A 25,080-nucleotide genomic window follows, 5' to 3' on the forward strand; every position below is an offset into this window, starting at 1 on the left:
TATTTTACCAATCAAAAAATACACACTTACAAGTTAAAAAAAAGATTTCACAGGATTTGCCATATTCAACATGTGTTGCTAATTATTTTTAAATAAAAGTAATATACCAGCTCAATTTCCTGATTTTTATTTTTTCTCCTTCATAATACGGTGTACTTCTTTTACCAATAACGGAAAAGCAGGTTCGGTCATTCCGTGTCCGTAACCATCCATTTCATATAACGTTGTTTCTTTGTGGCCGACCACTTTCATCATCCGCATTAAATACGCATTTTCTTCATACCTACCCAACATTTCCAGCTCGCGGTCCCCGGTAATCAATAACAAGGGCGGTGCATCTTTGCGAACATGGTACAAGGGTGCCAAACTATCAACTATAGGTTGTGTTCCGGGAATTCCCCGTTCTTGCCGAACGGTAAAATGTGTAATGGTATGTCCGCTAAAAGGAACCAATCCTGCAATATCATTGGCATCTATGCCAAAAGCCGCCAAATACGATTTGTCCAAGCCAATCATGCTTGTTAAATACCCGCCGGCCGAGTGGCCCGAAACAAAGATTAAGCCTGCATCGCCTTTGTAATCCTTTATATTTTTAAAGACCCATGCCACGGCCGCGGCGGCATCTTCAATATATTTTGGTGCTTTTACTTTGGGATTTAAACGGTAATTAACCCCTACAACCGCCATTCCTTTATTTTTTAATGCTTCGGGAAGTTCTTTAGAGCCCCCCGTAAGTCCGCCACCATGAAACCAAACCACCGTCGGGAAATTTTCAGCATTGGTAGGATAGTACAAATCCAACACGCAACGTTCGTTGATATATGCATCCGAGGCATTGGTTGCTTCATCGTAATAATGAATATTGGTAATGGTTTTGTACGTTGTTTCTTGAGCTGAAAGGAGTTGAAAAGTCAGCATCATCATTAAAAAAATTTCTGCTTTTTTTATTCGTATCATGAAGGTTGGTTTTTGGTTACTTCTTCTATTTTTTGAATGATTTTTTCCGGCGGAATGCTACGCATTACAGCTGCATAACCCTCTGGCGCCTTATTTCCGTATACCGATGTGGGGATTAACGGGTACTTTTCCCGATTGGACAACAAACCATAACCTTCAGGTTGTTTGTACGGATAAAACCCGGCATACGGATGCGTTACTCCCCAAAGCGTAATTACCTTTACCCCTTGCATGGCTGCCAAATGTGCATTTCCGCTGTCCATAGAAACCATAAGGTCGAGGTTTGAAATAAGTTTGATTTCTTCTTCAAATGAAATTTTTCCGAATGTGAAGATGGTGTTTTGATATGTTTCCGACAATCGTTTTAATTCTGCTTCTTCCTTTATTCCGCCAAAAAGAATGAGTCTGTAGTTATTTGCCCTTGAAAGGTACGCAATTACTTTTTCCATTAAATCCAACGGATACATTTTTGTGTCGAAAAAAGCAAAAGGGGCAATCCCTATCCACTTTTTTGTGTCTTTCCCTACAATTGAGTACGTTTTAGCATTTATTTGTTGCGGAGGCGGGAAAACATCTCCTGACAGGTCCACTTTATGGCCTAAGGCCCTAAAAACATCGGCATAACGTTCGGTAGTTGTTTTTAATGGCTTAAATGCTTTTCCGGCTACCAATTTTCGTTTCTCAGCGCGTCCCTTATCAATTGTTTTAGAAGGAACTCCGTTAAAAAGAAAAAGTGCTTTTAATACATTGCTCCGCAACGAACCGTGCAAATCGGCAATGGCGGTAAACTTTCGGTGTTTTATCTCGCCATAAAATTTCAGCAGCCCATTTAATCCTTTGTGTTTTCCGCGAATGTCTGCACATACCACCTCAATGCCTTCTACCGTTTCGAAAACAGGTTTTAAAAAAGATTTTGTGGCTACGGTGACTTTTAAATTTTTATTCTGCTGAAGTAAACAGCGTAACACAGGCACGGCAATGGCTGCATCGCCTACCGCAGAAAACCGAATTGCTAGAATATGCTTGCTTTTCATTGAATAAAACCCAATTATTTTTTATAAAGCACCGGATTTAACGATTCGTCGTTGTACATTTTCATTTGCTTATACACTTTCATGTATTTTTTTCCGGTTTCAATATCGTGTAATAATTGATCAATTGCCGTGGAAAGGTCTTTTTTTTGTTCTAATAAAACATTCAGCTTTGCTTTACATTGTGCTTTATGTGTTTCTGAAGCATTTTCCCGTTCCGCTTCTTCTTTCATATGATATATCTTTAAAGCCAAAATAGACAGCCGGTCGATTGCCCATGCCGGACTTTCGGAATTAATGGTGGCATCAGCCTTTACCTGAACGTCTTTGTATTTGTCTAAAAAATAACTATCTATATACTCAACCGTATCGGTACGATCTTGATTAGAGGCATCTATTTTGCGTTTAAGCTCCAATGCTTCTTTCGGGTCTATATTAGGATCTCTTATAATATCTTCGTAATGCCACTGCACTGTATCGATCCAATTTTTTCGATACAACAAATGTGCTATCTTATCTTTTGGATATGGGTTTTCAAAAGGTTGGTTTACATCGTCTTTTATATGATACTTGGCAATACTTTCATCAAATATTTTAAATGCAGATTCGCTGAACATATTCTGTAGTTTTTATTGAAACCACAAATATACTTATTTAATAGGCTGTGAATAGGGATAATTCCTTAAATTTCTTCTGTAAAATGAATCGAAACAGTGGCAATGCGAAAGTTTTCAGCTTCATTTTATGTGTTTTTAAAAAAGGGCTTCAAAAATATAATCGTATGTACATTCATCAACTAAGTAAAAAACATTCCGTTCTTCATCATTTTTTATCAGAAATAAGAGATCAATCCATTCAAAAAGACCGAATGCGCTTTAGGCGGAACATAGAGCGCATTGGCGAGATCCTGACTTATGAAATGAGCATGTCTTTCTCCTTTTCCGATAAGGAAACCATCACTCCTTTAGGCAAAAAAGGATGTGTTGAAATTTCGAACAAAATCGTGGTATGTTCAATACTGCGTACCGGATTACCGCTGCATCAAGGCATTATAAATTACTTGGATGGGGCTGATTGTTCGTTTATTTCTGCATATCGTTGCCATACCTCTGAAACCGATTTTGAAATTCATGTGGAATATCTGGCTTCTCAAGATTTGGACAATAAAACATTGATTTTGGCCGACCCCATGCTCGCCACCGGACAATCTATTTTGGCAACTTTTGATGCGCTTACCAAAGTAGGTTTGCCAAAAGAGGTCCATATTTTGTCTGTAATCGGTGCGCGACCCGGAATTGCCTTTTTACAAAAGAAACTTCCCAAGGAAACGCATTTATGGATTGGCGACATTGATGCCAAACTTAATGAAAAGGGCTATATAATACCTGGCCTTGGCGATGCCGGCGACTTGGCATTTGGCGAAAAGTTACAGAAATAACACAATAAAGGGCATTATTATAAAGGTGCTTATAAAAACTTCCCTAAGCCACAAACGCCTTATCGATTCTACATACCGGGCTATAATAACAGCCAAAGGAAAAAGGGCATAAACAAGCTCGGATGTATTAGCGCTTTCAGACAATATGGCCACAAGAATAGAAACCCCCAAAAGCAACATTACCAAAATGCCGGGAACCCTTGTTTTAAAGGCTTTGCTCTGCTTTTTCAAAAAGAAAACGATGGCAGCCCAGCCGCCCATTGTGCACATAAATATTAACGGAACAATATATCTAATGTCTTCGTATTTTTCAATAACAAACCTTGGCGAAAAATCCAACAAGTCGTAAAAACCATTTATCTTATTGGTTAAAAAATAAAACGTAAACGCTAAGATTAAAACAACAAACAACGTTACAAATGGTATTAATACATTTCTATAGTCGTTCTTTTTGTACAGAAACAAGGCAAAAAATACCAAAACAATAAAAAAGAGTGCCCAACTGTAAAAAAAACTGGCCACAAAAATCCACAGTGATGCATCAAATATCTTAATTTCTACATCGCGGTTAGACCTAAGGCTTATTATCCTTCTAAATGACATAAGGATAAAAACGTTGGAAATAAGAAGGTCGATTTCGTTAAATATCTTAGGGAAAAGACAAAATAGCAATACAAAAAACAAAACGGTGTAGGAATTTCCCTTGGTCAGATTATTTTTTTTATTGATAAAATCAACCAAAAACAAGATCATTAAAACTAATGCCAAAGATTCTACCAGCAACCATAATGTTTGTGTGCTAAAGGCAATATCAAGATACAAAAAGTAACCGCCTATTAAAAAAAAGCTAAGAAAAAGGGAGACAATTAAAAAATTAACGGGATTAGTTCTTCCAAAAATGCTTGATATCATAACTGGTTTTTGTATTTTTGCGCTGTAAATTTAATATATCTTTTACTGATGAGTGACTTTTTCTATGGTATTCAGGATTTATTTGAGAACGTTTTGTTTATTCCTTTAGACGGATTACGCTCTATACATAGCTGGTGGTTGTCCAATATTATTAATTGTATTTTTATAACCATTGGTTTTATTGCATTTTTTTATTGGATGAAACAAATGAAAATATATAGCGAACAAGAAAAAGATACCTACCAATCTGCTTAGTTTGCTACTAAATTTATTCAAATAACAAAAAAATCCTGTCATTGAGACAGGATTTTTTTGTTTATATCTACATACATATGTTCTTTTTATTTTTGCTGCTGCCTGGCAACCTCTTTCAAGAACTTATCAAGCTCTAATAAAGAAAGGCCAAGTAAGAGAATGCCCAATAAAGCTATTGGCACCAAAAATTTATAACTCTTAAATATCCCTTTCATTTCAACGCCCCTTCTCGGGAAGTCCGATATTACATTAAGTATGCTGGATTTATTGGCTTCTTCTTCATTAATTTCCACTAAATTGTTTTTAATCTGATCGATTTCCCTGATTAATGCCAATTCCCTGCTTTCCTTATCCCCATTTTCGCCCAAGGATATATTGGTCCCCTGCATTGGTTTGGATGCCTCTTTTTCCATTACCCTTTTATACAACTGCTGAAGGGAATCTATTTTTGCCAACTGCCCGTTAAGGATTTCTTTTTGTAGTTCAATATTTTCTGTACTCGTTTCTTTTTGCGTTTGAAAATATTTATTCAAAGAAATAGAGGTAATGATGGGGTTCTGTAATTTTTTGGCGACCATGCTGTTGGTTGCTTCAACAATTATGGTATGATATCTTGCGTCAAAAGAATTAAAATTCTCTAGATACTTTTCCATATCGATAGCCCTTCGCGTTGTTGTATCCAAGCTTCTTACGAATTCATCGAAAAGCTTGACCTTTTGATTTTCGTCCGAATAGGATTCTGCGGTAATTTTTTTAACCGCCGAAGCTTCATGCACTTCAATGCCCAATGCTTCGGCCAAGGCGACCGAATCTTCTGCTTCGGCTAATTCATTATAAAAATTAATATTGTTGTAAAGCTGTTGCACACTTTGGAAGTTTGGTTCCACCACCATGGTGGAAACATATTTAGGCGCTTTATTCATGTCCAAAACGACACCAACAACAACACCGATTACACCGGCAATTACAAATTTTATAATATGCCTTTGTATAAAAAGCAAAAAGGAAATAATAATATTAAAAATCCCTTTAAAGATATCTCCTATAAAGTTGAAAAACTTTCTAAACCCGTCCCCAATTAACTTGAAAAGTTGTCCCAAGTCAATTTCTTCGGAATTATTATGCTGATTGTTAGGTTGTGTATGCTCGCTCATGTTTGTTAGCTATTATTAAAAATCTGCTCTAAAATTTTCTTCGTTATTAAATAAGTTGGTTTTACGCCTGTTATACCCAATCCGCCAGATGCCAAGGTACTTCCTGTCTCCAATGGATTGTCTGAAGCATAATATGCATACCGTACTTTTACATCGCCTGAAATACTTTTGCGTATTTTGGAAGCCGATTGTATTGCCTTTTGGTAATGCGCCCCTTCCATTTCCAATCCGATTACGTTCCACGTACTGTCGTAAAAGAATTTCAGGATGTCCTTATTTTGCAAGGAGGTTCCCAGCACACTTATCATTGTTCCTTCAAAAACACGTAATCCATTTCCTTTAAAATCTTCGGCACAAAGTTCGTTTTTAAAAGGATAATTATCGGCTGTGCCTTCAAAGATATGCGCGCTCGGTATCATTAAATCGCCCTTCCCGCCTTCCAAAATACCCGCTTTTCCCATTATTGAAACCGAATCTATGTTCAGGAATATTTTATCTTCTCCTTTAACCCTGTAAGGTTTTAAAAATTCGTCTATGGTTTCATAGGCCTGTTCTCCAAAAGCATAATCCATTACAAACAGCACGGGCATTTCATTTTTTGCTGCCTTGGCATCAAAAGTAAAATTTATTTTATCAAAATCAATCTTTGCCGTATCAAAAATTTGCACATCAATATTCGTTCCAGATGTGTCGTCAATGCTTATCATTCCGTTCTTCTCGGCATATGCCTTTACTTTACCCCTTAAAAAACTGCTCTCCGGCTGGCTCAACATTTCAAATACATCGTAATCGTTTTTCTGTGCCGCAAATTCTTTTTTCAATACTGCGGAAGCAAAAATAGAGTTCATAACGCTGTGCATATTAGCGCTTATAATATGCAACGGGCGGTTTAACAGATTGTTCTTTTTTAGGATGCGTTTTATATTGTTGGCCCAAATTTCTCCGTGAATATGATGCCCCAGACGTTCCCTGAGCACGGGGCTAAACGTTATGGAACGCTTGTAACCATCGATTAATTCTTCGAGGGCTATTTTTCCCATCCAGTAAACAATGTTTAAAAAGCGTTCCGGATTATCTTTCGTGGCAAAAACCTTATGTGCCGCCAGACATTCTTCAAAAGTCCTTCCTAAAATACTGGCCGTATGGCTTAATGCAATTTCCCTTTCAGACTGGTTAAGTTTCTTTTTATAGGCCGCTTCTTCCAGTTTTTGCCAATCCCGGATAGTCTGACCTGTTTCTTCTATAAAAACACGGTCGGCTATTTTATGAGACTCGATAAACAAAAAAGTTAAATGGGTAAGAATATCGTATATGTCCGAACGCCCGCGGGTAATCTCAATATTCATCTGCTCCTCATCGATTCGGTAACAGTTTCTTCTTCTTTTTGGGGGGATAATTACATCAAAACTCGAATTTTTATAGCCTTCTTCTGATGTTAAGTTAATATATCTGCACTGTTCTATTCCAACGGGAAGCCTGTCCAGAATGTATACAAGCCCATTCAGTTCTGTTTTTGGTTCTGCGACCGAACCATATATTTCGGGACGCAATTGTAATAATGCTTCGCGTAGTGTTTCTCCCGATACGCCCATAGGTTTGTAAAAGCCCCGATTAAAAAGATGTCTCATGGCGATGTACATTCGCTCGATGGCCCCTGAAGATTCTTGAGCCCTTGTTCTTGATCTAATTTTACTCATAAGGTATTTTACTGTACAAAAATACAAGTTCTTTTTTAATTTGTGCACTTTTTATAAGGGTATACCTACATAATATCCTTATAATAAGATAACTAAGGCATAAAAAAGTGTGACTCTATGTTTGTTTTGTAAGAAAGTTGGCTATTTTTCTATCGTTTGCCAGCCGTTGTATTTTGTTTTGTCCTCCAAGCTTGCCCTGCGACTTCATATAGGCCGTGAACGCTCCTTCTTTTAAGGCCGTTATTTTTAAGCGTTGCAATACCTTCCCCTGAATTAAATCGAAATAATAACTGTTTTGCCGCTGAAGGGATTCATCTAATTTTTCGGCAAAACCATGCATGTTGGACGGCTGCCTTTCAAATTCAATAAACCATTCATGGTATGGCAGTTCTTCCCCTTCGGGCGTTATTTGCGGTGCCACGGTAAACTCGTTGATGGCAACATTAAATTGCTGGGTGGCCTCTTTCATGGCCTGCTCCACTTCTTTTGCAATCACGTGTTCGCCAAATGCCGATATAAAATGTTTTATCCTACCGGAAACAATTATGCGGTATGGCTTAACAGATGTAAACTGAACGGTATCGCCCAAATTATAGGCCCAAAGTCCGGCATTGGTAGAAATAATCATTACATAATTTACGCCAACCTCAACTTTTTCAATGGTAATGCGTTCCGGGTTTTCATCAAAAAATTCATCGGCTTTTACAAACTCATAAAAAATACCAGCGTTGAGCAACAAAAGCATGCCCTTTTCTTTTTGAGAATCCTGATAGGCAAAAAAGCCTTCACTGGCAGGAAAAAGTTCAATACTGTCTACTTTCCTTCCTATTAACGATTCGAATTTTGCTCGGTACGGTTCATAATTAACGCCTCCGTATATGAATAAATTAAAGTTTTTAAATACTTCTCCTACTTTTTTTGAAGTTTTCTGCTGAATCTTTTCAAAATACATTTGCACCCACGATGGAATTCCACTTATTACCGTCATGTTTTCCGGAAGCGTTTCCGTTACAATGGCATCGACCTTGGTTTCCCAATCGTCTATACAATTGGTCTCCCAGCTCGGCATTCTGTTTTTTTGAAGATATCCGGGCACATAATGCGCCACGATTCCTGAAAGGCGGCCTAATTTTATGCCGTTTTTTTCCTGAAGTACCGGGCTTCCCTGTAAAAAAATCATTTTCCCGTCAACAAAATCGGCATTTCCGGTTTCATGAATATAGCTTAAAATGGCATTTCGTGCTGCTTGGATATGCTGGGGCATCGATGCTTTGGTAATAGGAATATATTTGGCTCCCGAAGTTGTCCCGGATGTTTTTGCAAAATAAATAGGCTTTCCCTTCCAGAGAATGTCCTTTTCGCCATTTACGGCACGCTCCACATACGGTTTTAGGTCTTCATAATCGCGAATGGGAACTTTTTTTGTAAAATCGTTATAGGTGGCAATTGCTGCAAACTGGTGATCCTTACCAAACTGTGTTTCCCGGGCCTGCTCAATAAGTTTTTTAAATACATGGTTTTGGGCAGCTACCGGATTTGTTATCCATTTTGTGTTTTTAAAATGAATGTACTTTGCAAATATTTTGGCTGCAAACGATTTAAGGCTCATATATTTTTATTGAAAATCTATGTAATTTGAAGGGTTTACCGGGTAGCCCTCGCTCCACAATTCAAAATGCAAATGGGGGCCCGTGGTAAGTTCTCCGGTATTGCCAATTATGGCGATTACCTGTCCCGCCTTGACCTGATCTCCTTGATGGACGCTCAATGCCGAATTGTGTTTGTAAACCGAAATTAACCCGGATTCGTGCTCTATTATACATACATATCCGGTTTCGGCAGTCCATTCGGCAAAAATTACCATTCCGTCGGCTACGGCCTTAATGGGCGTATCTTTTGGTGCTAAAATATCTACGGCATAATGTTTTTCTTGAATGTTGTATTCTTGAGACAATGTTCCGTTGACCGGCGGAAAAAGGACAAAGTCTGAAGCACTTGTGGCCGATTGGAACAAATTGTATTTATCTTCCGTGGCAACGCGCTCCCTGAGTAGGGAATCTTGTTTGTTCGGACTCAAATTTGCGGTTATGGTATCCCTTTTAAATTCTTCAAACAACGAATCCTTATTAATTTCCTGTGTGTTTATTTCGCCTTTCAGTACTTTTTGGATTTTATCGTAATAAAGCTCATTGGCCCGTAAAGTGGCCGTAAGGGAATCGGTTTTATAAGTCAGGTCTATTGCCTGCCTTTTAAGGGCCGTAGACGAATATCCAGGTATGTATTCCCGCAATGGGGTAAAAGCAATAAGCAACGTTGTAAAAGCAATAAGAAAGACAGAGAAAAGTGTTCCAAGCACAAAAACATTGAGCCTGTTGAGTTTAAACGAAAGCTTCTCCTCAAAAGTATCCTCGTTTAAAATAACAAGCCTGTACTTGTGAAGCAGTTTCTTTTTAATCTGCTTTCTTTTTCTCTTTTTCTTCTTTTGTATCATTAAGGGCAAATATAATTATTAGCACCTTTTATATACATGAATTTGTTTTTTTTTAACGCTACTGAAGTTTACTTTTGCCTACATTTAAACTTGCAAAGTGGTAAAAGTGATGATTTTAAGAAAAAAGATGGTTTTTTGTATACATTTCTTATTACCTTTGTTGTCTAAAATTTATTTAAAATGATATCATTAAACATTTTACTAGGAATTGTTGGTCCATGGCAAATAGCAATTGTTGTTATTTTAGTACTCCTTTTGTTCGGGGGAAAGAAAATACCGGAATTGATGCGTGGTCTTGGTAGCGGTATCAAAGAATTTAAAGATGCCTCAAAAGAAGAAGAATCAAATGTTGATCAGAAAAAAGAAAATAACTAATACATACCGTTAGTTGTTTTTTAAAATATGATTTAATCAAAAAGCCCATTTGCGATAAATTGCAAATGGGCTTTTTGATTTATTTTCATAAAAGGTTTTATTTTTCGGCTTTTGCCAATTCCCCTTTGTCTTTATCGTCAAACTTAAGGGTTTTTAAAATGGCCTCCAGTTCAAACATATAATCACGTTTATTGGTGGACGGCGCAAAGGTAAACCCTTCAATTACCAGTAAACGGTTGTTCGGTTTGTCTTCAACAATGTAGTTAATAAACGGGCCGGCCATCATAAAGTTTTTTACTTCCCACATCCCTTTTGTCTCTATGGCGTTCCTTCCGGCAATCTTTGCACTAAAAACATAAGGTGCATATGCTTTTTCGGTAATCATGTACATTCCTTCTTCCCTTCCGGGGACGTATTTTTGGCCAATAGAATCGCGCATTTTAATAATGGCATCGACTCTTGTAGAATCGTTCGGTATGCTGTTTAGAGGCATTTCGTATACCAAAATATTCATGGTTCCCTTGCGTATTTGCCTTTCTATCCAGAAAAAGTTGTTCTCCTGTTTGGCAATTTTATAAATAGAGGGCATTGTGAGGGAAACCCCCAATTCTTCTTTCAAGGCCGTTTCCCTGTTAAGGGACCTTGTAAAGCGCTCTTGGCTTTCGCGGATGTCGTTCTTTTTAAAGGAAGCTATTATTTCTGGTGCCGTTTTGGCTACTTCTGCAATAAGTTCATCTTCGGTAGGGGCTTTAACAATGCCCACTCTTTGGGGCTTTGCATATAAGTCGTCTTTTATTCCGGCTACTTTAGAAGAATCTTTTTGCACCAATAGGATATTACGGCTATTTCTGGCAAAATCGGTAAATACTTCCGGGGGCATTTGGTGGATAGAGAAAAGCGGTTCTTCCCATGGAAGTCCATCTACGGCAGCAGCATAGTATTTTCTTATAGAATCTCCTACCCTGCCTTTCCACATGTTGTTGTCTATTACTATTGCCAAGGTATTGATGGCCCCCACAGAATCCGGAAGGTATTTTTCCTGCTTTTTGTCTTTGCAAGACAACACTAGCAAAAATACCAGACATCCCATTAAAAGTTTTTTCATTGTTTCAGGTTTTTTGTCATTAACATTTACATAGCACGAGTTTGGTGCCGGGTGTTAATTTACTACCGCTAATATCGTTCCATTCTTGGATATTTTTAATAGAAATTCCTGGAAATTTTCTGGAGATGCTCCAAAGAGAGTCGCCACTGCGTACAATATATTCTTTTTGAGCCGTTTGGCTTGTCCTGCTTTTTGCTTGCTTTGTAGTTGCCGCAATGGGCTTTTTAGGGTAAATAATTAGTCGTTGGCCCACACGGATATTATTATTTCTCAATCCGTTCCAACGTTTAAGCTCGCTAACGCGCACCCCATATTTTTCGGCTATTTTACCAAGATAGTCACCACTTTTTACACGGTACCGTATTTGCGCACTTGTTTCTACCAATTGTGGCAATGGCTTTTCTTTTTTCTCAAGTTCTTTGGCCACGCGCGAATAGATGGTATCTTCGTTGGCTACAAAACGACCAATGGCTTTCCTTGGAAGTCTTAAGGCGTAGCCTTCATCGTCTATGTAGGGGATAATGTCCAGCTTATAGGAAGGATTGAAAAATTGCACTTGTTCCCTGTCTATTTGTAAATATTCTGAAATTTGATCGAAAGTGATTAGTTTTTTTACATGGACAGTATCTGTTTCAAAATAATAGCCGCCCTCTTCTGATGCAAAATCATTAAAGCCGTGTTCTTTGGCATATTCCATAATATACATGGTAGCCAAAAAGGCGGGCACATACCCAGCAGTTTCACGGGGCAGGAACGGCCTGATATTCCAGTAATTGCTATAGCCGCCACTTCTTCTAATGGCTTTGTTAACATTTCCGGGGCCCGAATTATAGGCTGCCAATGCCAGATCCCAATCGCCAAACATTTCGTAGAGTTTCCCTAAATATTTACAGGCGGCCTCGGTAGACTTTATGGGGTCACTGCGCTCATCTACATAACTGCTAACATCCAATCCGTACATTTTTCCGGTAGGGAACATAAACTGCCAAATCCCGGTCGCGCCAACCCTTGATTTTGCCTTTGGGTTTAAAGCCGACTCAATAACCGCCAGGTATTTAATTTCCAAAGGAATATCGTAATTGTCCAATTGCTGTTCAAATAGCGGGAAATAAAACTTGCTCCTGGCCATGACGCGGGTAAGGAATTCCCGCTTGTTTTTTAAAAACATTTTTATAACACTTTCCAAAGAGGGGTTGTATTCCACATTGAAAGGCGTTTTCTGGTTAAGCTTTGCCAACCTGGCCTTTAAAGTGTCTGTTGGCAAATCTATGTATTCTATTGGTTGGTAATCAAGGTTTGTTATATCTTGATAAATGGTATCGTAAAGACCGGAGGCTAGGAATTCGTTTAGCCACATGCTATCTATTTTTTTAGCCTGCGGATGGTCTGCATATCCATAAATAGCCGTTTGCTTCTGTAAAGTATAGCGTTTTCCGTCTATTGTTACAGAATCTAAATCTTTTAGTAAATCATCTTCAACAATGCTCGTGGTATCGCTGGATACTTCCAGCTCTTTATCATTACGCTGCGTTGTTGGTACTAGTTGCTGGGCAAAGGCGAGGGAGCCAAAAGCACTGAATAACAGTGCTACACATACATGCTTCATGAATCAATATAAATTTACTTTTGGACGAACAATCTGTAAAAGTCGTATTTTTTTGAAAAAAAATCGCATCAATTTTGTTAAAAAAAGAAAGTCCTTCAAAAAAATTGAAGGACTTGTATTATTTTTATGTAAAATTTCTTTCCTTACGCAAGAATAGCAGCAATTCCGGGCAATGTTTTCCCTTCTAAGCTTTCCAGCATTGCACCACCGCCAGTCGATACGTAACTTACTTTATTTTCGAAGCCAAATTGTTTTACCGCCGCAACAGAATCTCCTCCGCCAACAAGGGAAAAAGCCCCGTTTTTGGTAGCTTCCTCTATAAATTTACCAATGGCTATGGTTCCTTTTGAAAAAGTTTCCATCTCGAAAACGCCGATCGGGCCATTCCAAAGAATGGTTTTTGATTGTAAAATAACTTCTTTGAAATTCTCTAATGTTTTAGGCCCGGCATCAAGCCCTTGCCAACCATCGGGAATTTCGTTTACCGGAGTTATTTGCGTTTCTGCATCATTGTTAAAATCATCGGCGGCAATTACATCAACCGGCAAATGTACTTTTACACCTTTGGCCTCGGCTTCTTTTAAAATGCTCAACGCAAGTTCTTGTTTATCGTCTTCGCAAATGGAATCCCCTATTTTGCCGCCCTGGGCTTTTATAAACGTATAGGTCATTCCTCCGCCAATAATCAAATGATCTACTTTGTCTAATATATTTTCAATGATGGTAATTTTTGAAGATACCTTAGAGCCCCCTAAAATTGCCGTTACCGGTTTTTCACCCGTTTCCATTACTTTTTTAATAGCTTCAATTTCTTTTGCCAGCAAATACCCAAAGCATTTGTTCTGCCCAAAATATTTAGCAACGACCGTTGTGGAAGCATGTGCGCGGTGTGCAGTGCCAAAGGCATCGTTCACATAGATATCGCCCAATTTTGAAAGCTGCTCGGCAAAGGCCTCATCTCCTTTTTCCTCTTCCGCATAAAAACGGAGGTTTTCCAGCAATAAAACTTCTCCCGGCTCCAGGCTTGCTACCGCTTCTTCGGCTTTTCTTCCAATAGACTTGTCTACAAATTTTACCTGAACGCCAATTATTTCAGAAGCTTTTGCCACTAAGTGCTTCAAAGACATATCGTCTCTTGCTTCGCCTTTTGGCCTTCCTAAATGGCTCATTAATACAGCGCTTCCGCCGTCTTCCAAAATTTTTATAATGGTCGGTTTGGCCGCTTCGATCCGTGTGGCGTCTGTTACGTTAAAATCGGCATCCAATGGTACGTTAAAATCTACACGGACAAGTGCTTTTTTATTTTCAAAATTAAAATCGTCTATCGTCTTCATTATATACTAAGGTTAATTAAGCCGCTAATTTAATTATTTATGGGAAGGTAAGAAAAGAATGCGTGTTATATAAAGTTAAAACGGCATTAAATTTGTTGATTCCCGGCACCGTTAACGTTTAAGGTGCTTTTTAAAGCAAATAACACTTGTACAAACAAACAAGAAAGGTTACTTTCACGGCATAAAGTTGTTTGTATGCTATTCAGCGAAGTTTTAGGCCAGCCACACATAAAAAAGCATTTAACATACAGTGCCGATAATGGCCGTATCCCGCACGCACAGCTTTTTGTAGGAGCAGAAGGAAGCGGTGTTTTGCCCATGGCCGTAGCTTATGCACAATATGTTCTGTGTAAAAATACCGGAGCCGAAAACAATACGGGAAATGCTTCCTGCAATTTAAAGTTCGACCACCTATCTCATCCCGACCTGCATTTTGCCTTTCCGGTGGCGGCCAACGGAAAAATAAAGAAAAACCCCGTAAGCAGTCATTTTTTGGAAGAATGGCGCACATTTATAAAAGAACAGCCGTACGGAAATCTTTTTGACTGGTACCAAATACTGGAAATTGAAAACAAACAAGGCCAGATTGGGGTAGATGAAGCGCAGGATATTGTAAAGTCGCTTTCTTTAAAAGCCTATGAAGGCGGTTATAAAGCCATGATTATCTGGATGGCCGACAAAATGAATACCGCTGCGGCCAACAAATTACTGAAACTTATTGAAGAACCACCCAATAAAACCTTTTTCATTTTAATTGCCGAAGACGAAGAGCAGATAATACAAACCATACGCTCCCGTTGCCAACTATTGCATTTTCCGCCACTGGCAGAAGCTGTAATTACCGATGCGCTGCAAAAAAAAGGCCTGGATGAAAACACGGCCCTAAAAATAGCACACCAGGCCAACGGAAATTATAACAAAGCAATTGATTTGGTAAACCGCGATTCGGAAGATCTGGTGTTCGAGAAATGGTTTGTTCTTTGGGTACGAAGCGCCTTTAAGGCACGCGGAAACAAGGCGGTTATTCACGATCTGCTTTTATGGAGTGACGAAGTGGCCAAAACGGGACGTGAAACGCAAAAAAAGTTCCTTCAGTTTTGCATGGATGTCTTCCGCCAGGCAATGCTTGTTAACTATCAAGCCCAGCAATTGGCTTTTATGGATTTTTCTGCCGAAAACTTTCAACTGGAAAAATTTGCGCCTTTTGTGCACGGAGGCAATATTTTAGAAATTACCCGTGAATTGGAAGATGCTATTTATCATGTGGAACGAAACGGAAACGGCAAAATAATTTTTACCGACCTTTCCATAAAATTAACCCGGTTGCTACATGCCAAGGAGTGAATTAGATTGGTAAGAATGGTAGATGTTGTTAGACAAGTTAGATTGATTAGATTGCGGTTTTTCCTTTTAAGTAGGTTTCTGGTGTAAAGACTGAAAGCCGGCTTTTTTTAAAGTCCTTTATATTTCTGGTCAGGATAATTTTGATCTCTTTGTTTTCTATTGCAGAAAAATTCTGCAATGCATCTTCAACATCTTTGAATTCGGAGTTAAGTGCCTTTAAAACAACATTTTTATCAATTTCAATGATGTCGACAATCGTTAAAAGTTGCTTTATCTTCGTTATAGTTATATCGTGTCTTACTGCTTTTCTAAGCAAATAATATACATTGGAAATTATCACAGGAGTGGTATACCCTTCCAATTGTTTTTCTGCACAGCCGTTTAATATTCGAGTTGCATATTTTGAAAATGGTTTTCGATCAAAAAAGAAGTCCATTAAAACATCTGTATCAATTAGAGCCTTATCCATTTATAAATATTTTTTCTCTATACGATTTCTAAGTTCCTTCTTGTAATCCATATCCTTCGGCATTTTAAAAGACCCTTTTAAAGACGCCACCATTGCATTTAAATTTTCGCCTTCATCTTTTTGCTCCTTTTTCAGTAAGCATTTTTAAATAATTTTCAATGATATCCGATAAACTTCTATTTTTTTCTTTTGCATAATTTTTGGCGCGTTCAATTATTTCTTTTTCAATTGTTAATGTCAACTTGGTGTTCATAATAATAGCATTGTAAATTACGCTTGCAAAGACAAGAAATAAATCCACAACACGTGCTATTCATTTTTCATGCACACGTGCTTTGTTAAACATCTCTTAAACTTTTAATGATGAAAATATATTTACTGTAAATTACGATTTTAATCGCATTTTTAGTTTTTCATCAATAAATTATGCGTGTAACCAACAATCAACACAAAACTTAATAAAATGAACACCCTATTAAAATTACGCTTGCTTTTGCTAATCGCTTCCACTTCAACCTATTTAAACGCACAAAATAACATCCAATTGCAACAAATGGCCGATGCCGACCAAAAAGCACGAATGAACACTTTCGCCGCCGGGGATTGGAAGGCCTTAATTGAACAGGACAGCATTAGAAGAACAAAAGTTTACAAGCTGTTAAAAGACGGAAAAGTTAAAACCGCTCAAGATTACCTCAATGCCGGGATTATCTTTCAGCACGGAAACGACACCATTGCTTCTAAAATGGCCGTTACCTGCTTTGATAAGGCCATTAATATGGATCCCTCGCTTAACAGATGGTGGTATGCGGCTGCGGTGGACAGAGACTTGATGAGAAGGGGAGCGCCGCAAATCTATGGTACGCAATATGTACAAACAGATGATGGAAACGGGAATACCATAATGGCGCAATACAAAACCGACACCACCAAAGTAACCGACGAAGAGCGCCAGTATTATTATGTGCCAACGCTCGCAGAGCAAAGAGAAAAGCACCGACAAATGAAATTAAAGCAAGTGGGCACTTTTTACAAGGAAACCAATTCCATCGACAAAACCATAACATTAATTAAAACTGAATTTGAAAAAGGGGATGAAGCGACCTATAACGTGTCTGAAAACATGCTGAACATGCTTGGGTACAATTTAATGAACCAGGACAAAAATGAAGAAGCCCTAAAAATATTTACAATCAATACCGAACTCTATCCCGAAGCTGCCAATACATACGACAGCCTGGGCGAATGCTTATTAAAGCTGGGAAAAACAGGCCAAGGCATACAGGCCTATAAAAAGGCACTTGAATTAAACCCTGAAAATGACAATGCCAGGAAAATTATTGAAGCGCACCCGTAAAACTATGCCTCCCCCTTTTTAGATGCTTTTATTGCATGGTCACACGCTCTGGCGGTTAATGCCATGTAGGTAAGCGAAGGGTTTTGCGTACTTGTTGAAGTCATACAGGCACCATCGGTTACATATACGTTTTTACAGGCATGCAATTGGTTCCATTTGTTTAGCAACGATGTTTTAGGATCGTGGCCCATACGTACCCCGCCCATTTCGTGTATGTCCAAACCGGGCGCTTTATCGGGGATGTCATGGGCTTTTATGTTGGTAAATCCTGCCGCTTCGAACATTTCGGTAAACTGTTCTACGTAATCTGCAATCATTTTTTCATCGTTGTCGTCGTAATCCAAATTGATACGCAGCTGCGGAATCCCGTACTGATCGGTCTTTTCTGTATCCAGACTAAGCGTACTTTCTTCTTTCGGAATGGTTTCCCCCATCATATGCGATCCCACCCGCCAGTTTCCGTATTTCGGGCTTACCAAGTTTTGTTTTAATGCTTCTCCCAGACCCTCGGAGTCTTGAATAATCTGTCGGGATGCGCCAAAACCGGCAGCATAGCCCCTTAAAAAATCAGTTTCCTGTTTATGGATATTTCTAAAACGGGGCACATAACCGCTTGTTGGCCTTCTTCCCGTGGTGGTTTTGTCCAGGTTCCCATCGTATTCGGCGCTAATGCTTACCCGGTAATTATGAAAGGCTATGTATTTTCCTAAAAGGCCATTATCATTTCCAAGGCCGTTCGGGAAACGTTTGGACTTAGAGTTCAGTAAAATCATATTAGAATTAAATGCACTTGCATTTACAAAAATAACCGGTGCATAATATTCGGTCATTTCCTTGGTCTTCGCATCGATTACCCGTACTCCGGTAGCCTTTTCCTTTTCATCGTCATAAATAACGGAATGTACCACGGCATCGTGCTGCATGGTTAAATTTCCGGTTTTCTGGGCCCATGGAAGGGTGCTTGCATTGCTGCTAAAATAGCCGCCAAACGGACAACCACGCCTACAGAGGTCACGGGTTTGGCACATGGCCCGGCCCTGTTTCATGAAAATTTCCTTGTTTTCGGTAATATGTGCACACCGGCCATAAATTACATGGCGCTGGTTGTTGTATTTTTTGGCAACCACTTCCTTAAAATACTGTTCCGTGGCATTTAACCCCATCGACTTTAAAAATTCACCATCGGGAAGCGTTTCCAAACCATCGTATTCCCCAGAAATTCCCACAAATTTTTCTACATAGCTGTACCAAGGCGCCAAATCTTTGTAGCGGATAGGCCAATCTACTGCAAAACCATCGCGGTCGGGGCCTTCAAAATCGAAATCGCTCAACCGTTGGGTCTGCCGTGCCCAAAGCAATGATTTGCCCCCGGTTTGATAGCCCCGGATCCAATCAAAAGGCTTTTCTTGTATATAAGGCTGTTCTTTGTCTTTGGTAAAAAAATGCTGTGAATCTTCCTTAAAATTATAACACCTTGCGGCAATAGGGTTTTCCTTTTTTACATCGTATGAAACTTGGTTGGCATCCTTTACCTCCCAAGGCATTAAATTGGTGGTGGGGTAATCTTTTATATGCGTTACATTGCGGCCACGTTCCAGCACCAAGGTTTTTAAGCCTTTTTCGGTAAATTCCTTGGCAGCCCATCCCCCGCTCATTCCAGAACCGATTACAATCGCGTCGAATGTATTTTTCTTTGTACTATCTATATTAAAATTAGGCATTGATGTTTATTTTTTCGTTAGGGTCTATTGTTTTGGTTCTGTATGAAAAGGCGCCGGGAATTAATTTGTAAGGCATTAACTGCGTCATGTAATACTCGGTGTTTTTATAGCCCCAAACCGCTGTATGCTTGGTGGTATGCAAAAAGTTTGAAAGGTCTTTGTTTAAAGTTTCATCGTCCATCAGGTTTTGCAATGTTGCTAACCTTTCCTTTTTGTCCATATCAACAAAATTATCTCCATGTTTTTCCTTAACGGATGCATTAAACCCCCTTAACCCATTTAAAAAAGAGGCTTGCTGTTCTGGCGAGGCACAATCGTCCAGCATTGTCCAGACAAAATTTTGCACTTTTAGCGAAACCCCGCCCGGGGTATCGGTTTCCGGAAGTATGGTATCTATCATAGCTTCCAACAATATTTCTTCTTCTGTGGTAATTTTAAGCTTGCTAAGCACCAAAGGCACCCTTTCTTCAGAAAAATTACAGGACGGCAATAAAAAAAGCCCTCCCGTTACCAGGCCAAGGTTTCGAATAGCAGTACGTCTTTTCATGGATTTAACGTTTTAGTTTGTCATCAATCTGTTTTTCAGCACGATTAATGATAGAAGGTAAATATAAAAATAATGTTGAATAAAAGTAAAAAAGCGTTTTATTTTAACGTAATTGATGTTTATTCCAAGTATACCGTTTGGGTAAAGGCACCGTTTACCGCAACGTCCCAAACCTCTACACGCACCCATTTTTTTCCGGTCAGATCAACGGAAAACGAAAAATTCTTGGTTCCAAACGCTCTTGTATCGTCAAGGGAAATACGCTCCCTATACGTTTTTTCCCCGTCGCCAGTTACGATTTCCACAAAATGTAAGGGAAAAGTCCAATCGACCTTCATCTGTATCGTTGCTTTCTTTTTTTGGGCTCCCGATGCGGTTTGCCCGGAAGCTGAATTGTTTACCGAAAACAACGGAATTAAAATTTCCCCTGTAGTTGAAAAGAATTTTCCTTCTGTCATGGCCGTTAAAACCGGTTGCCATCCATTTTTAAAGTTTGGCAATGCGTCCATTTTTAAATAATTGATGTTCATATGGGCATACATTTCGTTTTCGTGGGCAATGGTAAAAAGATCCGACTCGGCAATTACTTTTTTCCGAAGGCCCCAATTGTTCATATCGTCCATTAAGTCGAGTACGCGAAGCCCCAACCGTCGTTGGGACAAGTCTGCCGGCATGGCCTTCCATGCGCCGCCCAAAAACCGGTCAGATTTAAAAAACACTTCCTCTTTATATGCATCGGGATATCCGGTAGAGCCTTTAATCCTCGGGTGGGCCGTCCATGCCAATCCTTTTTCCAGTTCAAGCAAACGCAACATTTCGTCTTTGTCTTTTATCCGGTATACTTTTCCATGGGTTTCATCTTCGGAGACAAAGGGTTTACCGTCTTCCCTGTTCATAACCCAATAAACAGGTTTGGGAAACAGGGCCATCCAATGTCCGCCCAGAAACTCGTTGGGCTCTTCCCCGGGGAGCAGAAGAAATGTATCGTCAGAAAGCCGCCTGCATTGTTCAAACAACGCGTCCAGTTCCAACAAGCGCTTAGGATCGGGACCTTTCGGGTGCGCCGTGTAATGGAATTCCCCTAAGTGGACAATATCGACCCCCATTTGCTTAAAAACATCCACAAATTCAGGTTTTTGCGGGACCGGTCCCCCTTTCATTACCACGTTCATTATAAATTCATTGTGAAAATGACTTGCCATTGTTTTATGGGATGGAATGGATTTGTATGTGTCGGCATGTGTATATTTTTTTACCGAGTCCAACAATGCGTCCGGGCCATCGACGCCCAGCAAACAAAAGAAATTAAGCCGTTGTTCCGTTCCCGGGGGCGCATTAAACCATGGCACATATCTATGATCGCCTTCCGGATCCTGCCGAATACCGATACCATATCCCGGGATCATTTCCCTGTAATTGGCCCCATACCAGGTAAACTTTAAGTTGAAGGCCTCATCCAAGGGGTAAAAATATTGGTGCGGAGGCGGGAAGACAGCGATTGCCCCATTTTTGGAACTGCCGATAATGGTTCGGTATTTTACGGCTGTATTTATACTTTTATCTTCAATTGACGGTTTTATTTCCTGAAACGTATGTCCATTGCCCATAAATGCAATTTTATCCCATGCTTTGGCACCAACCAGCCCGGCATCATACAGAATCGCCGTACTGTCTTTTTTGGTAGCAACCTCCGCTGCTATATTGAAAAGGGGCACGCCATTATAGATTGTTATTTCAATGTTCCCGGAAAAATCGGGTGCCGTAACTTCCCCTATTGTAATTTTAGTCCGGTTTCCGCTCTTGGTAACCTTTACCTCCTTTTTATTGAGTTCCAGCACATGTGAAGTATAGGGCCGTGTGGGCACCTTATCAAAAAAAATGGTCCATCCGTTTTCAGGCTTTAAGGTTCTTTTGCCAACATTTATTAAAAAACGGGGCTCCAATTGCGTGGCTATTTCTTTCAAATTACCATTTTCAATAATGCCGATGGAACGGAACAAAGGCTTGTTTGCTTCAAGGCTAAGTATCATTTTGGCCACATTTTTATTTGCGATGGGCCACGTCACTTCCATCTCTTTTTTCTGAAGTTTGAATTTTGTTTCGTTTTCAGCGAGATTTTCGGGTATGGAAACAGGGATTTGAGCAGTTAAAAAGAGGGTTTTTAGGAAAATAGCAATAAAAAAATAGGTTTTCATAAAGCGGTTTAATTGGTTAAAATGGTTGGTATTAATCCACTAAAATAAAAAACTATTGCCTGATAAATAGTAAGATGTACGTTTATTTTTTCGGTGAGCCTGTAACTTCTTTTTAATGGTCATTTAAAAATTGATGCTGTGTCTGCTTGGAAACGCATGGTTCGGGGCATAAAAAAATCCACCTCAAAAAAGGTGGATTTTTGAGGCATCGAGCGGATTCGAACCGCTGTACAAGGTTTTGCAGACCTCTGCCTAGCCACTCGGCCACGATGCCCTTTTACGGACGGCAAATGTAACAAAAATATCGCTTTTAATCCAAAAGAGTTTTTTATTTAATTTAAAAACTTAAAGGTTGAAACCATAAACTATCTGGCAAGTGTCATTTGTATGGTTACCTGCTCTACATTGCCGCCAATGGGCGGATTTATTTTAGAAACCTCGACCGTGGCCTGATCGGCAATAGCTATTTCTTCTAAAATCCGGTCGATAATCCGCTTGGCTACGTGTTCCAATAACTTTGACCGTATGGCCATTTCTTCTTTTACAATACGGTTTATCTGTACATAATCTACCGTGTCTTTAAGTTGATCGCTCGCCGCAGATGGCTGTAAATTGGCCTTCACCTCTACATCTACCCGATAATCACTGCCTATTTTTCCTTCTTCTACCAAACAGCCGTGATAGGCATATACCTGTATATTGGTTACTTTTATTATTCCCACACCAAATTATTTTTCTGCAAAAGTACTGCTAAAATTAGGAGTTTATAGAAACAAGATGGATGTAATTTGATATTTTGATCCATATCAACTTACAGCCTGTAACAAATTTAGCACATTTCTGTTACAAAAAATTTTGAAATTGATCCTTTGTCCTGTCCAATAGTATTTATTCTATTGGGAGATTGTATTATATGACGTGAGTTGGCCCTTAAATAATTTGCACGGCATTCCGTTAACCTCCCCCATTGGCTTGCGGGAAGCTATCGGTGCTTTTACTGAAACCCACATAAACTTTCGATGATTTAAAACAGCTTTCGACAATGTGACCTCCTCCCAAAAAATGTAGCCTTACCCAAGTTAAGACATTGCTAAATTCAACAATCTATCAGAGTGAATGACGTTCCGATCATACGAACGCATAGCTATTGGCAGCTTTATCTTACTTGTTTTTTTATCCATTCTGTCATTTCGCGTAAGGCAATAGGAGAAAATGATTCATTTAACGTTGCATATTCTTTTGGCAATCCTGTTTCACAAGTCTGAAATTGGTGATTTAAATCTGGAAGTTCTTTAATAGTTACATTTTTATTGCCTGATTCCACTAATACCTTTTTCCACATCGATAAATTTTCTTTTGCTAAAACTTGCAAATCCCTTGAGCCGTTAAGTGCAAGAACAGGACATTTCACTTTCCTTATATATACTTTCGGGTCATATCTCAAGAAATTGATCATCCACGGTCTTAATATCGAATTGACTTGTGCCGACACATACTTTTCATAGGTCATATCTTTTGGTTTATCAGGGTCGTTTTTAGATATTTCCTGGATATAGGCTATCATTTTTTCTTTCAAAACAGTATCGTTTTTATTCTGCTTTACAAGTTCAAATGCCTCTCGATTTACTTTCTGCAATCGATTTATTTTAACTTGGTCCACCCTTCTTATTTCAGCAAGGGCCCTTTGTTGGTTTAGTAAGATTTTATCTCCTGGCAGACTCGGTCCCGCCAATGAAACTATAAATGCTATAGCTGATGAATTTGAAGCTACAATAGGCGCAATTAGACCTCCTTCACTGTGACCTATCAAGCCAATATTGTTCTTTTGAATTTCTTTTCTCGTTAAAAGATAATCTAGAGCAGCACTTACATCTTCGGCAAAATCATATGAATTTGCAGCATCAAAATTCCCCTCTGATTGTCCCACTCCCCTTTTGTCGTATCTCAACACCGCAATACCGTTTTTAGTCAAATAGTTGGAAATGTCCAAAAAGGGTTTATGGTCACCAAATTCAGAATCTCTGTTATTTCTACCATTTCCACTTATTAGAATAACAGCAGGAAAAGTTGACGGTTCATTTGGTAAAGATAAAGTTCCCTTGAAGGTAATACGGTCTTTGGAATTTTCGAAAGAGACATTTTCGGAAATAGGTGAAATAAAATTCTGCTGTTCTGATTTTTTAGGGTTTTTACACCCTACAAGGGCAATAAGAAGAATTAAATTTAGGGCACTACAAATAATTTGTTTCATTGAATCACTTTATCTTGAAGATTAAATAAAACCTTTGTTGCATGCTATCAAAATTTTAATCACATTGTTGCATCTCTTATAAATAAGCCTGGGATAAATCATGGATAGTCCATGAAACGTTAAAAAGATTTTGCCAAGGAGCAATAACTGAAATCCAAAACCCCATGAAAGAAAAATACCAATCACATTGGATTGGCTCATTTATATCTTTTACGTTTTTCCCTTCTTTTTTCTTTAATCTTTAAAAAATCGGAAATTTCTTTTTCCCTTTTATTAAAGACTCTTTTAAAAAAATCTATTACAGAAATATCAAAATAATCACAGAGGTAAAATAAAGTCCTCATCTCAAAATTTGGGTTAGACTCGTTTCGGCCCATATTTGTTGTGAAACCATACTTTTGTTCGAAATCACCATTAACAAATGATTGAGATGCTTGCTTGCCTAGTCCTGAAGCAATTCCTTTCTCCTCTCTTAGCTCTTTTAGTACCATCTCTATTGAAGTGGTGTAATGTAAAATGGTTTCCTCATCAATCATACTCAAAGGAAGAGAATAAATCAAAATATTTCAACGACGTTTGTGTCGTTAAAATATTTTAATTATATTTGGTGGAGCCTTATAAGATAAAGGGCTATTTTTGTGATTCTTCTTTTAGAAAAATATTAGAAGCAATTGCTTTGAGTCTCGACTAGAAAACTGGTACTTTTTATGGAAACGAGATGATAAGTAAGTTTGCTCACGACCGCGGGCGTGGGCTCTCTTATCGTTTCCAAGGTATACCAGTACCTCTAGTCGGTAAGTTGAGTTTCACGCCTTTTTATACTAGTAATTTTAGGCTTACT

The 25,080-nt window shown here is 38.8% G+C and carries 24 protein-coding genes and 1 tRNA gene; 5 read left to right on the forward strand and 20 right to left on the reverse strand.

All coding sequences use genetic code 11. The annotated features are described in order from the left end of the window. Window positions 1–126 precede the first annotated feature (126 nt). Genes UXI14_RS15825 through UXI14_RS15835 form a run of 3 tightly spaced genes read right to left on the reverse strand, consistent with a single transcriptional unit; the run spans window position 127 to window position 2,605 of the window. A complete protein-coding gene (locus UXI14_RS15825; protein ID WP_335966963.1) occupies window positions 127–957 on the reverse strand; it encodes an alpha/beta hydrolase in 831 nt (276 codons plus the stop codon). After that, complete coding sequence (locus tag UXI14_RS15830; RefSeq protein WP_335966964.1) at window positions 954–1,991, reverse strand: glycosyltransferase family 9 protein; 1,038 nt, start codon at window positions 1,989–1,991, stop codon at window positions 954–956. The genes UXI14_RS15825 and UXI14_RS15830 overlap by 4 nt, the downstream gene beginning before the upstream one ends. Before the next feature lie 14 nt (window positions 1,992–2,005). Next, window positions 2,006–2,605 (reverse strand): DUF4254 domain-containing protein, encoded by a 600-nt coding sequence (locus UXI14_RS15835; RefSeq protein ID WP_335966965.1) that lies wholly within the window; start codon window positions 2,603–2,605, stop codon window positions 2,006–2,008. A 164-nt stretch (window positions 2,606–2,769) separates the two neighbouring features. On the opposite strand from UXI14_RS15835, the gene upp reads away from it, so the two are divergent. Next, the gene (upp, locus tag UXI14_RS15840; RefSeq protein WP_335966966.1) at window positions 2,770–3,426 is read left to right on the forward strand and encodes a uracil phosphoribosyltransferase; all 657 of its coding nucleotides are present in this window, start codon (window positions 2,770–2,772) and stop codon (window positions 3,424–3,426) included. Here upp and UXI14_RS15845 read toward each other — a convergent pair. Beyond that, window positions 3,415–4,338 carry a DUF6427 family protein gene (locus tag UXI14_RS15845; RefSeq protein ID WP_335966967.1) on the reverse strand — a complete coding sequence of 308 codons (924 nt, stop codon included), beginning with the start codon at window positions 4,336–4,338 and terminating at the stop codon, window positions 3,415–3,417. The two genes, upp and UXI14_RS15845, sit on opposite strands and share 12 nt — an antisense overlap. 48 nt (window positions 4,339–4,386) lie before the next feature. On the opposite strand from UXI14_RS15845, the gene UXI14_RS15850 reads away from it, so the two are divergent. Beyond that, the gene (locus tag UXI14_RS15850; RefSeq protein WP_277900541.1) at window positions 4,387–4,593 is read left to right on the forward strand and encodes a uracil phosphoribosyltransferase; all 207 of its coding nucleotides are present in this window, start codon (window positions 4,387–4,389) and stop codon (window positions 4,591–4,593) included. A gap of 86 nt (window positions 4,594–4,679) precedes the next feature. Here UXI14_RS15850 and UXI14_RS15855 read toward each other — a convergent pair whose 3' ends face one another. From UXI14_RS15855 to UXI14_RS15870, 4 genes are all read right to left on the reverse strand, one after another. Beyond that, entirely contained in the window at window positions 4,680–5,747 is a 1,068-nt protein-coding gene (locus UXI14_RS15855; RefSeq protein ID WP_335966969.1) for a hypothetical protein, read from the reverse strand. 5 nt (window positions 5,748–5,752) lie between these two features. Further along, on the reverse strand, window positions 5,753–7,444 hold the full coding sequence (locus UXI14_RS15860) for a hypothetical protein (RefSeq protein WP_335966970.1): 1,692 nt from the start codon (window positions 7,442–7,444) through the stop codon (window positions 5,753–5,755). A 115-nt stretch (window positions 7,445–7,559) separates the two neighbouring features. Further along, window positions 7,560–9,053 carry a GH3 auxin-responsive promoter family protein gene (locus UXI14_RS15865; RefSeq protein ID WP_335966971.1) on the reverse strand — a complete coding sequence of 498 codons (1,494 nt, stop codon included), beginning with the start codon at window positions 9,051–9,053 and terminating at the stop codon, window positions 7,560–7,562. A 6-nt stretch (window positions 9,054–9,059) separates the two neighbouring features. Next, complete coding sequence (locus UXI14_RS15870; protein WP_277900545.1) at window positions 9,060–9,935, reverse strand: M23 family metallopeptidase; 876 nt, start codon at window positions 9,933–9,935, stop codon at window positions 9,060–9,062. Window positions 9,936–10,115: 180 nt separating this feature from the next. Between UXI14_RS15870 and UXI14_RS15875 the strand changes: the two genes are divergently transcribed. Next, window positions 10,116–10,310 carry a twin-arginine translocase TatA/TatE family subunit gene (locus tag UXI14_RS15875; protein WP_277900546.1) on the forward strand — a complete coding sequence of 65 codons (195 nt, stop codon included), beginning with the start codon at window positions 10,116–10,118 and terminating at the stop codon, window positions 10,308–10,310. 97 nt (window positions 10,311–10,407) lie between these two features. Here the strand turns inward: UXI14_RS15875 and UXI14_RS15880 are convergent, their stop codons facing one another. The 3 genes from UXI14_RS15880 to UXI14_RS15890 form a co-directional block, all read right to left on the reverse strand. Further along, window positions 10,408–11,415 carry a DUF4837 family protein gene (locus UXI14_RS15880; RefSeq protein ID WP_335966972.1) on the reverse strand — a complete coding sequence of 336 codons (1,008 nt, stop codon included), beginning with the start codon at window positions 11,413–11,415 and terminating at the stop codon, window positions 10,408–10,410. A gap of 19 nt (window positions 11,416–11,434) precedes the next feature. After that, window positions 11,435–13,021, reverse strand: a complete 1,587-nt coding sequence (locus UXI14_RS15885) for a lytic transglycosylase domain-containing protein (RefSeq protein WP_277900548.1) — start codon at window positions 13,019–13,021, stop codon at window positions 11,435–11,437. A 143-nt stretch (window positions 13,022–13,164) separates the two neighbouring features. After that, window positions 13,165–14,355 carry a phosphoglycerate kinase gene (locus UXI14_RS15890; RefSeq protein ID WP_335966973.1) on the reverse strand — a complete coding sequence of 397 codons (1,191 nt, stop codon included), beginning with the start codon at window positions 14,353–14,355 and terminating at the stop codon, window positions 13,165–13,167. 195 nt (window positions 14,356–14,550) lie between these two features. Between UXI14_RS15890 and UXI14_RS15895 the strand changes: the two genes are divergently transcribed. Further along, the gene (locus tag UXI14_RS15895; RefSeq protein WP_277900550.1) at window positions 14,551–15,699 is read left to right on the forward strand and encodes a DNA polymerase III subunit delta'; all 1,149 of its coding nucleotides are present in this window, start codon (window positions 14,551–14,553) and stop codon (window positions 15,697–15,699) included. Between the two features lie 46 nt (window positions 15,700–15,745). Here the strand turns inward: UXI14_RS15895 and UXI14_RS15900 are convergent, their stop codons facing one another. After that, entirely contained in the window at window positions 15,746–16,168 is a 423-nt protein-coding gene (locus UXI14_RS15900) for a PIN domain-containing protein (protein WP_335966974.1), read from the reverse strand. A 112-nt stretch (window positions 16,169–16,280) separates the two neighbouring features. Further along, window positions 16,281–16,421: a DUF6364 family protein gene (locus UXI14_RS15905; RefSeq protein ID WP_335966975.1), complete on the reverse strand. Its 141-nt coding sequence runs from the start codon at window positions 16,419–16,421 to the stop codon at window positions 16,281–16,283. Window positions 16,422–16,631: 210 nt separating this feature from the next. On the opposite strand from UXI14_RS15905, the gene UXI14_RS15910 reads away from it, so the two are divergent. After that, window positions 16,632–17,525 (forward strand): tetratricopeptide repeat protein, encoded by an 894-nt coding sequence (locus UXI14_RS15910; RefSeq protein WP_277900552.1) that lies wholly within the window; start codon window positions 16,632–16,634, stop codon window positions 17,523–17,525. A gap of 2 nt (window positions 17,526–17,527) precedes the next feature. On the opposite strand, the gene UXI14_RS15915 is transcribed toward UXI14_RS15910, so the two are convergent. The 7 genes from UXI14_RS15915 to UXI14_RS15945 all read right to left on the reverse strand — a co-directional run bounded on the left by UXI14_RS15915 (window position 17,528) and on the right by UXI14_RS15945 (window position 24,775). Then, entirely contained in the window at window positions 17,528–19,246 is a 1,719-nt protein-coding gene (locus UXI14_RS15915) for a GMC family oxidoreductase (protein ID WP_277900553.1), read from the reverse strand. Continuing rightward, the gene (locus tag UXI14_RS15920) at window positions 19,239–19,793 is read right to left on the reverse strand and encodes a gluconate 2-dehydrogenase subunit 3 family protein (RefSeq protein ID WP_277900554.1); all 555 of its coding nucleotides are present in this window, start codon (window positions 19,791–19,793) and stop codon (window positions 19,239–19,241) included. The genes UXI14_RS15915 and UXI14_RS15920 overlap by 8 nt, the downstream gene beginning before the upstream one ends. 119 nt (window positions 19,794–19,912) lie before the next feature. Continuing rightward, a complete protein-coding gene (locus UXI14_RS15925) occupies window positions 19,913–21,988 on the reverse strand; it encodes a hypothetical protein (protein ID WP_335966976.1) in 2,076 nt (691 codons plus the stop codon). 203 nt (window positions 21,989–22,191) lie between these two features. Then, window positions 22,192–22,262, reverse strand: a tRNA-Cys gene (locus UXI14_RS15930). A 91-nt stretch (window positions 22,263–22,353) separates the two neighbouring features. Further along, a complete protein-coding gene (folB, locus tag UXI14_RS15935; RefSeq protein WP_277900556.1) occupies window positions 22,354–22,710 on the reverse strand; it encodes a dihydroneopterin aldolase in 357 nt (118 codons plus the stop codon). Between the two features lie 434 nt (window positions 22,711–23,144). Further along, entirely contained in the window at window positions 23,145–24,239 is a 1,095-nt protein-coding gene (locus UXI14_RS15940; protein WP_335966977.1) for an alpha/beta fold hydrolase, read from the reverse strand. 197 nt (window positions 24,240–24,436) lie between these two features. Next, on the reverse strand, window positions 24,437–24,775 hold the full coding sequence (locus tag UXI14_RS15945) for a hypothetical protein (protein ID WP_277900558.1): 339 nt from the start codon (window positions 24,773–24,775) through the stop codon (window positions 24,437–24,439). Window positions 24,776–25,080: the final 305 nt, after the last annotated feature.

Origin of the sequence: Galbibacter sp. PAP.153, from assembly GCF_037029175.1 — a bacterium.
GTDB classification, from domain to species: Bacteria; Bacteroidota; Bacteroidia; order Flavobacteriales; family Flavobacteriaceae; genus Galbibacter; species Galbibacter pacificus.

Coding starts and splice junctions, on each gene's coding strand:
- UXI14_RS15825 (WP_335966963.1), bottom strand. CDS start 957: ATGATACGAATAAAAAAAGCAGAAATTTTTTTAATGATGATGCTGACT.
- UXI14_RS15830 (WP_335966964.1), bottom strand. CDS start 1,991: ATGAAAAGCAAGCATATTCTAGCAATTCGGTTTTCTGCGGTAGGCGAT.
- UXI14_RS15835 (WP_335966965.1), bottom strand. CDS start 2,605: ATGTTCAGCGAATCTGCATTTAAAATATTTGATGAAAGTATTGCCAAG.
- upp (WP_335966966.1), top strand. CDS start 2,770: ATGTACATTCATCAACTAAGTAAAAAACATTCCGTTCTTCATCATTTT.
- UXI14_RS15845 (WP_335966967.1), bottom strand. CDS start 4,338: ATGATATCAAGCATTTTTGGAAGAACTAATCCCGTTAATTTTTTAATT.
- UXI14_RS15850 (WP_277900541.1), top strand. CDS start 4,387: ATGAGTGACTTTTTCTATGGTATTCAGGATTTATTTGAGAACGTTTTG.
- UXI14_RS15855 (WP_335966969.1), bottom strand. CDS start 5,747: ATGAGCGAGCATACACAACCTAACAATCAGCATAATAATTCCGAAGAA.
- UXI14_RS15860 (WP_335966970.1), bottom strand. CDS start 7,444: ATGAGTAAAATTAGATCAAGAACAAGGGCTCAAGAATCTTCAGGGGCC.
- UXI14_RS15865 (WP_335966971.1), bottom strand. CDS start 9,053: ATGAGCCTTAAATCGTTTGCAGCCAAAATATTTGCAAAGTACATTCAT.
- UXI14_RS15870 (WP_277900545.1), bottom strand. CDS start 9,935: ATGATACAAAAGAAGAAAAAGAGAAAAAGAAAGCAGATTAAAAAGAAA.
- UXI14_RS15875 (WP_277900546.1), top strand. CDS start 10,116: ATGATATCATTAAACATTTTACTAGGAATTGTTGGTCCATGGCAAATA.
- UXI14_RS15880 (WP_335966972.1), bottom strand. CDS start 11,415: ATGAAAAAACTTTTAATGGGATGTCTGGTATTTTTGCTAGTGTTGTCT.
- UXI14_RS15885 (WP_277900548.1), bottom strand. CDS start 13,021: ATGAAGCATGTATGTGTAGCACTGTTATTCAGTGCTTTTGGCTCCCTC.
- UXI14_RS15890 (WP_335966973.1), bottom strand. CDS start 14,355: ATGAAGACGATAGACGATTTTAATTTTGAAAATAAAAAAGCACTTGTC.
- UXI14_RS15895 (WP_277900550.1), top strand. CDS start 14,551: ATGCTATTCAGCGAAGTTTTAGGCCAGCCACACATAAAAAAGCATTTA.
- UXI14_RS15900 (WP_335966974.1), bottom strand. CDS start 16,168: ATGGATAAGGCTCTAATTGATACAGATGTTTTAATGGACTTCTTTTTT.
- UXI14_RS15905 (WP_335966975.1), bottom strand. CDS start 16,421: ATGAACACCAAGTTGACATTAACAATTGAAAAAGAAATAATTGAACGC.
- UXI14_RS15910 (WP_277900552.1), top strand. CDS start 16,632: ATGAACACCCTATTAAAATTACGCTTGCTTTTGCTAATCGCTTCCACT.
- UXI14_RS15915 (WP_277900553.1), bottom strand. CDS start 19,246: ATGCCTAATTTTAATATAGATAGTACAAAGAAAAATACATTCGACGCG.
- UXI14_RS15920 (WP_277900554.1), bottom strand. CDS start 19,793: ATGAAAAGACGTACTGCTATTCGAAACCTTGGCCTGGTAACGGGAGGG.
- UXI14_RS15925 (WP_335966976.1), bottom strand. CDS start 21,988: ATGAAAACCTATTTTTTTATTGCTATTTTCCTAAAAACCCTCTTTTTA.
- UXI14_RS15940 (WP_335966977.1), bottom strand. CDS start 24,239: ATGAAACAAATTATTTGTAGTGCCCTAAATTTAATTCTTCTTATTGCC.
- UXI14_RS15945 (WP_277900558.1), bottom strand. CDS start 24,775: ATGATTGATGAGGAAACCATTTTACATTACACCACTTCAATAGAGATG.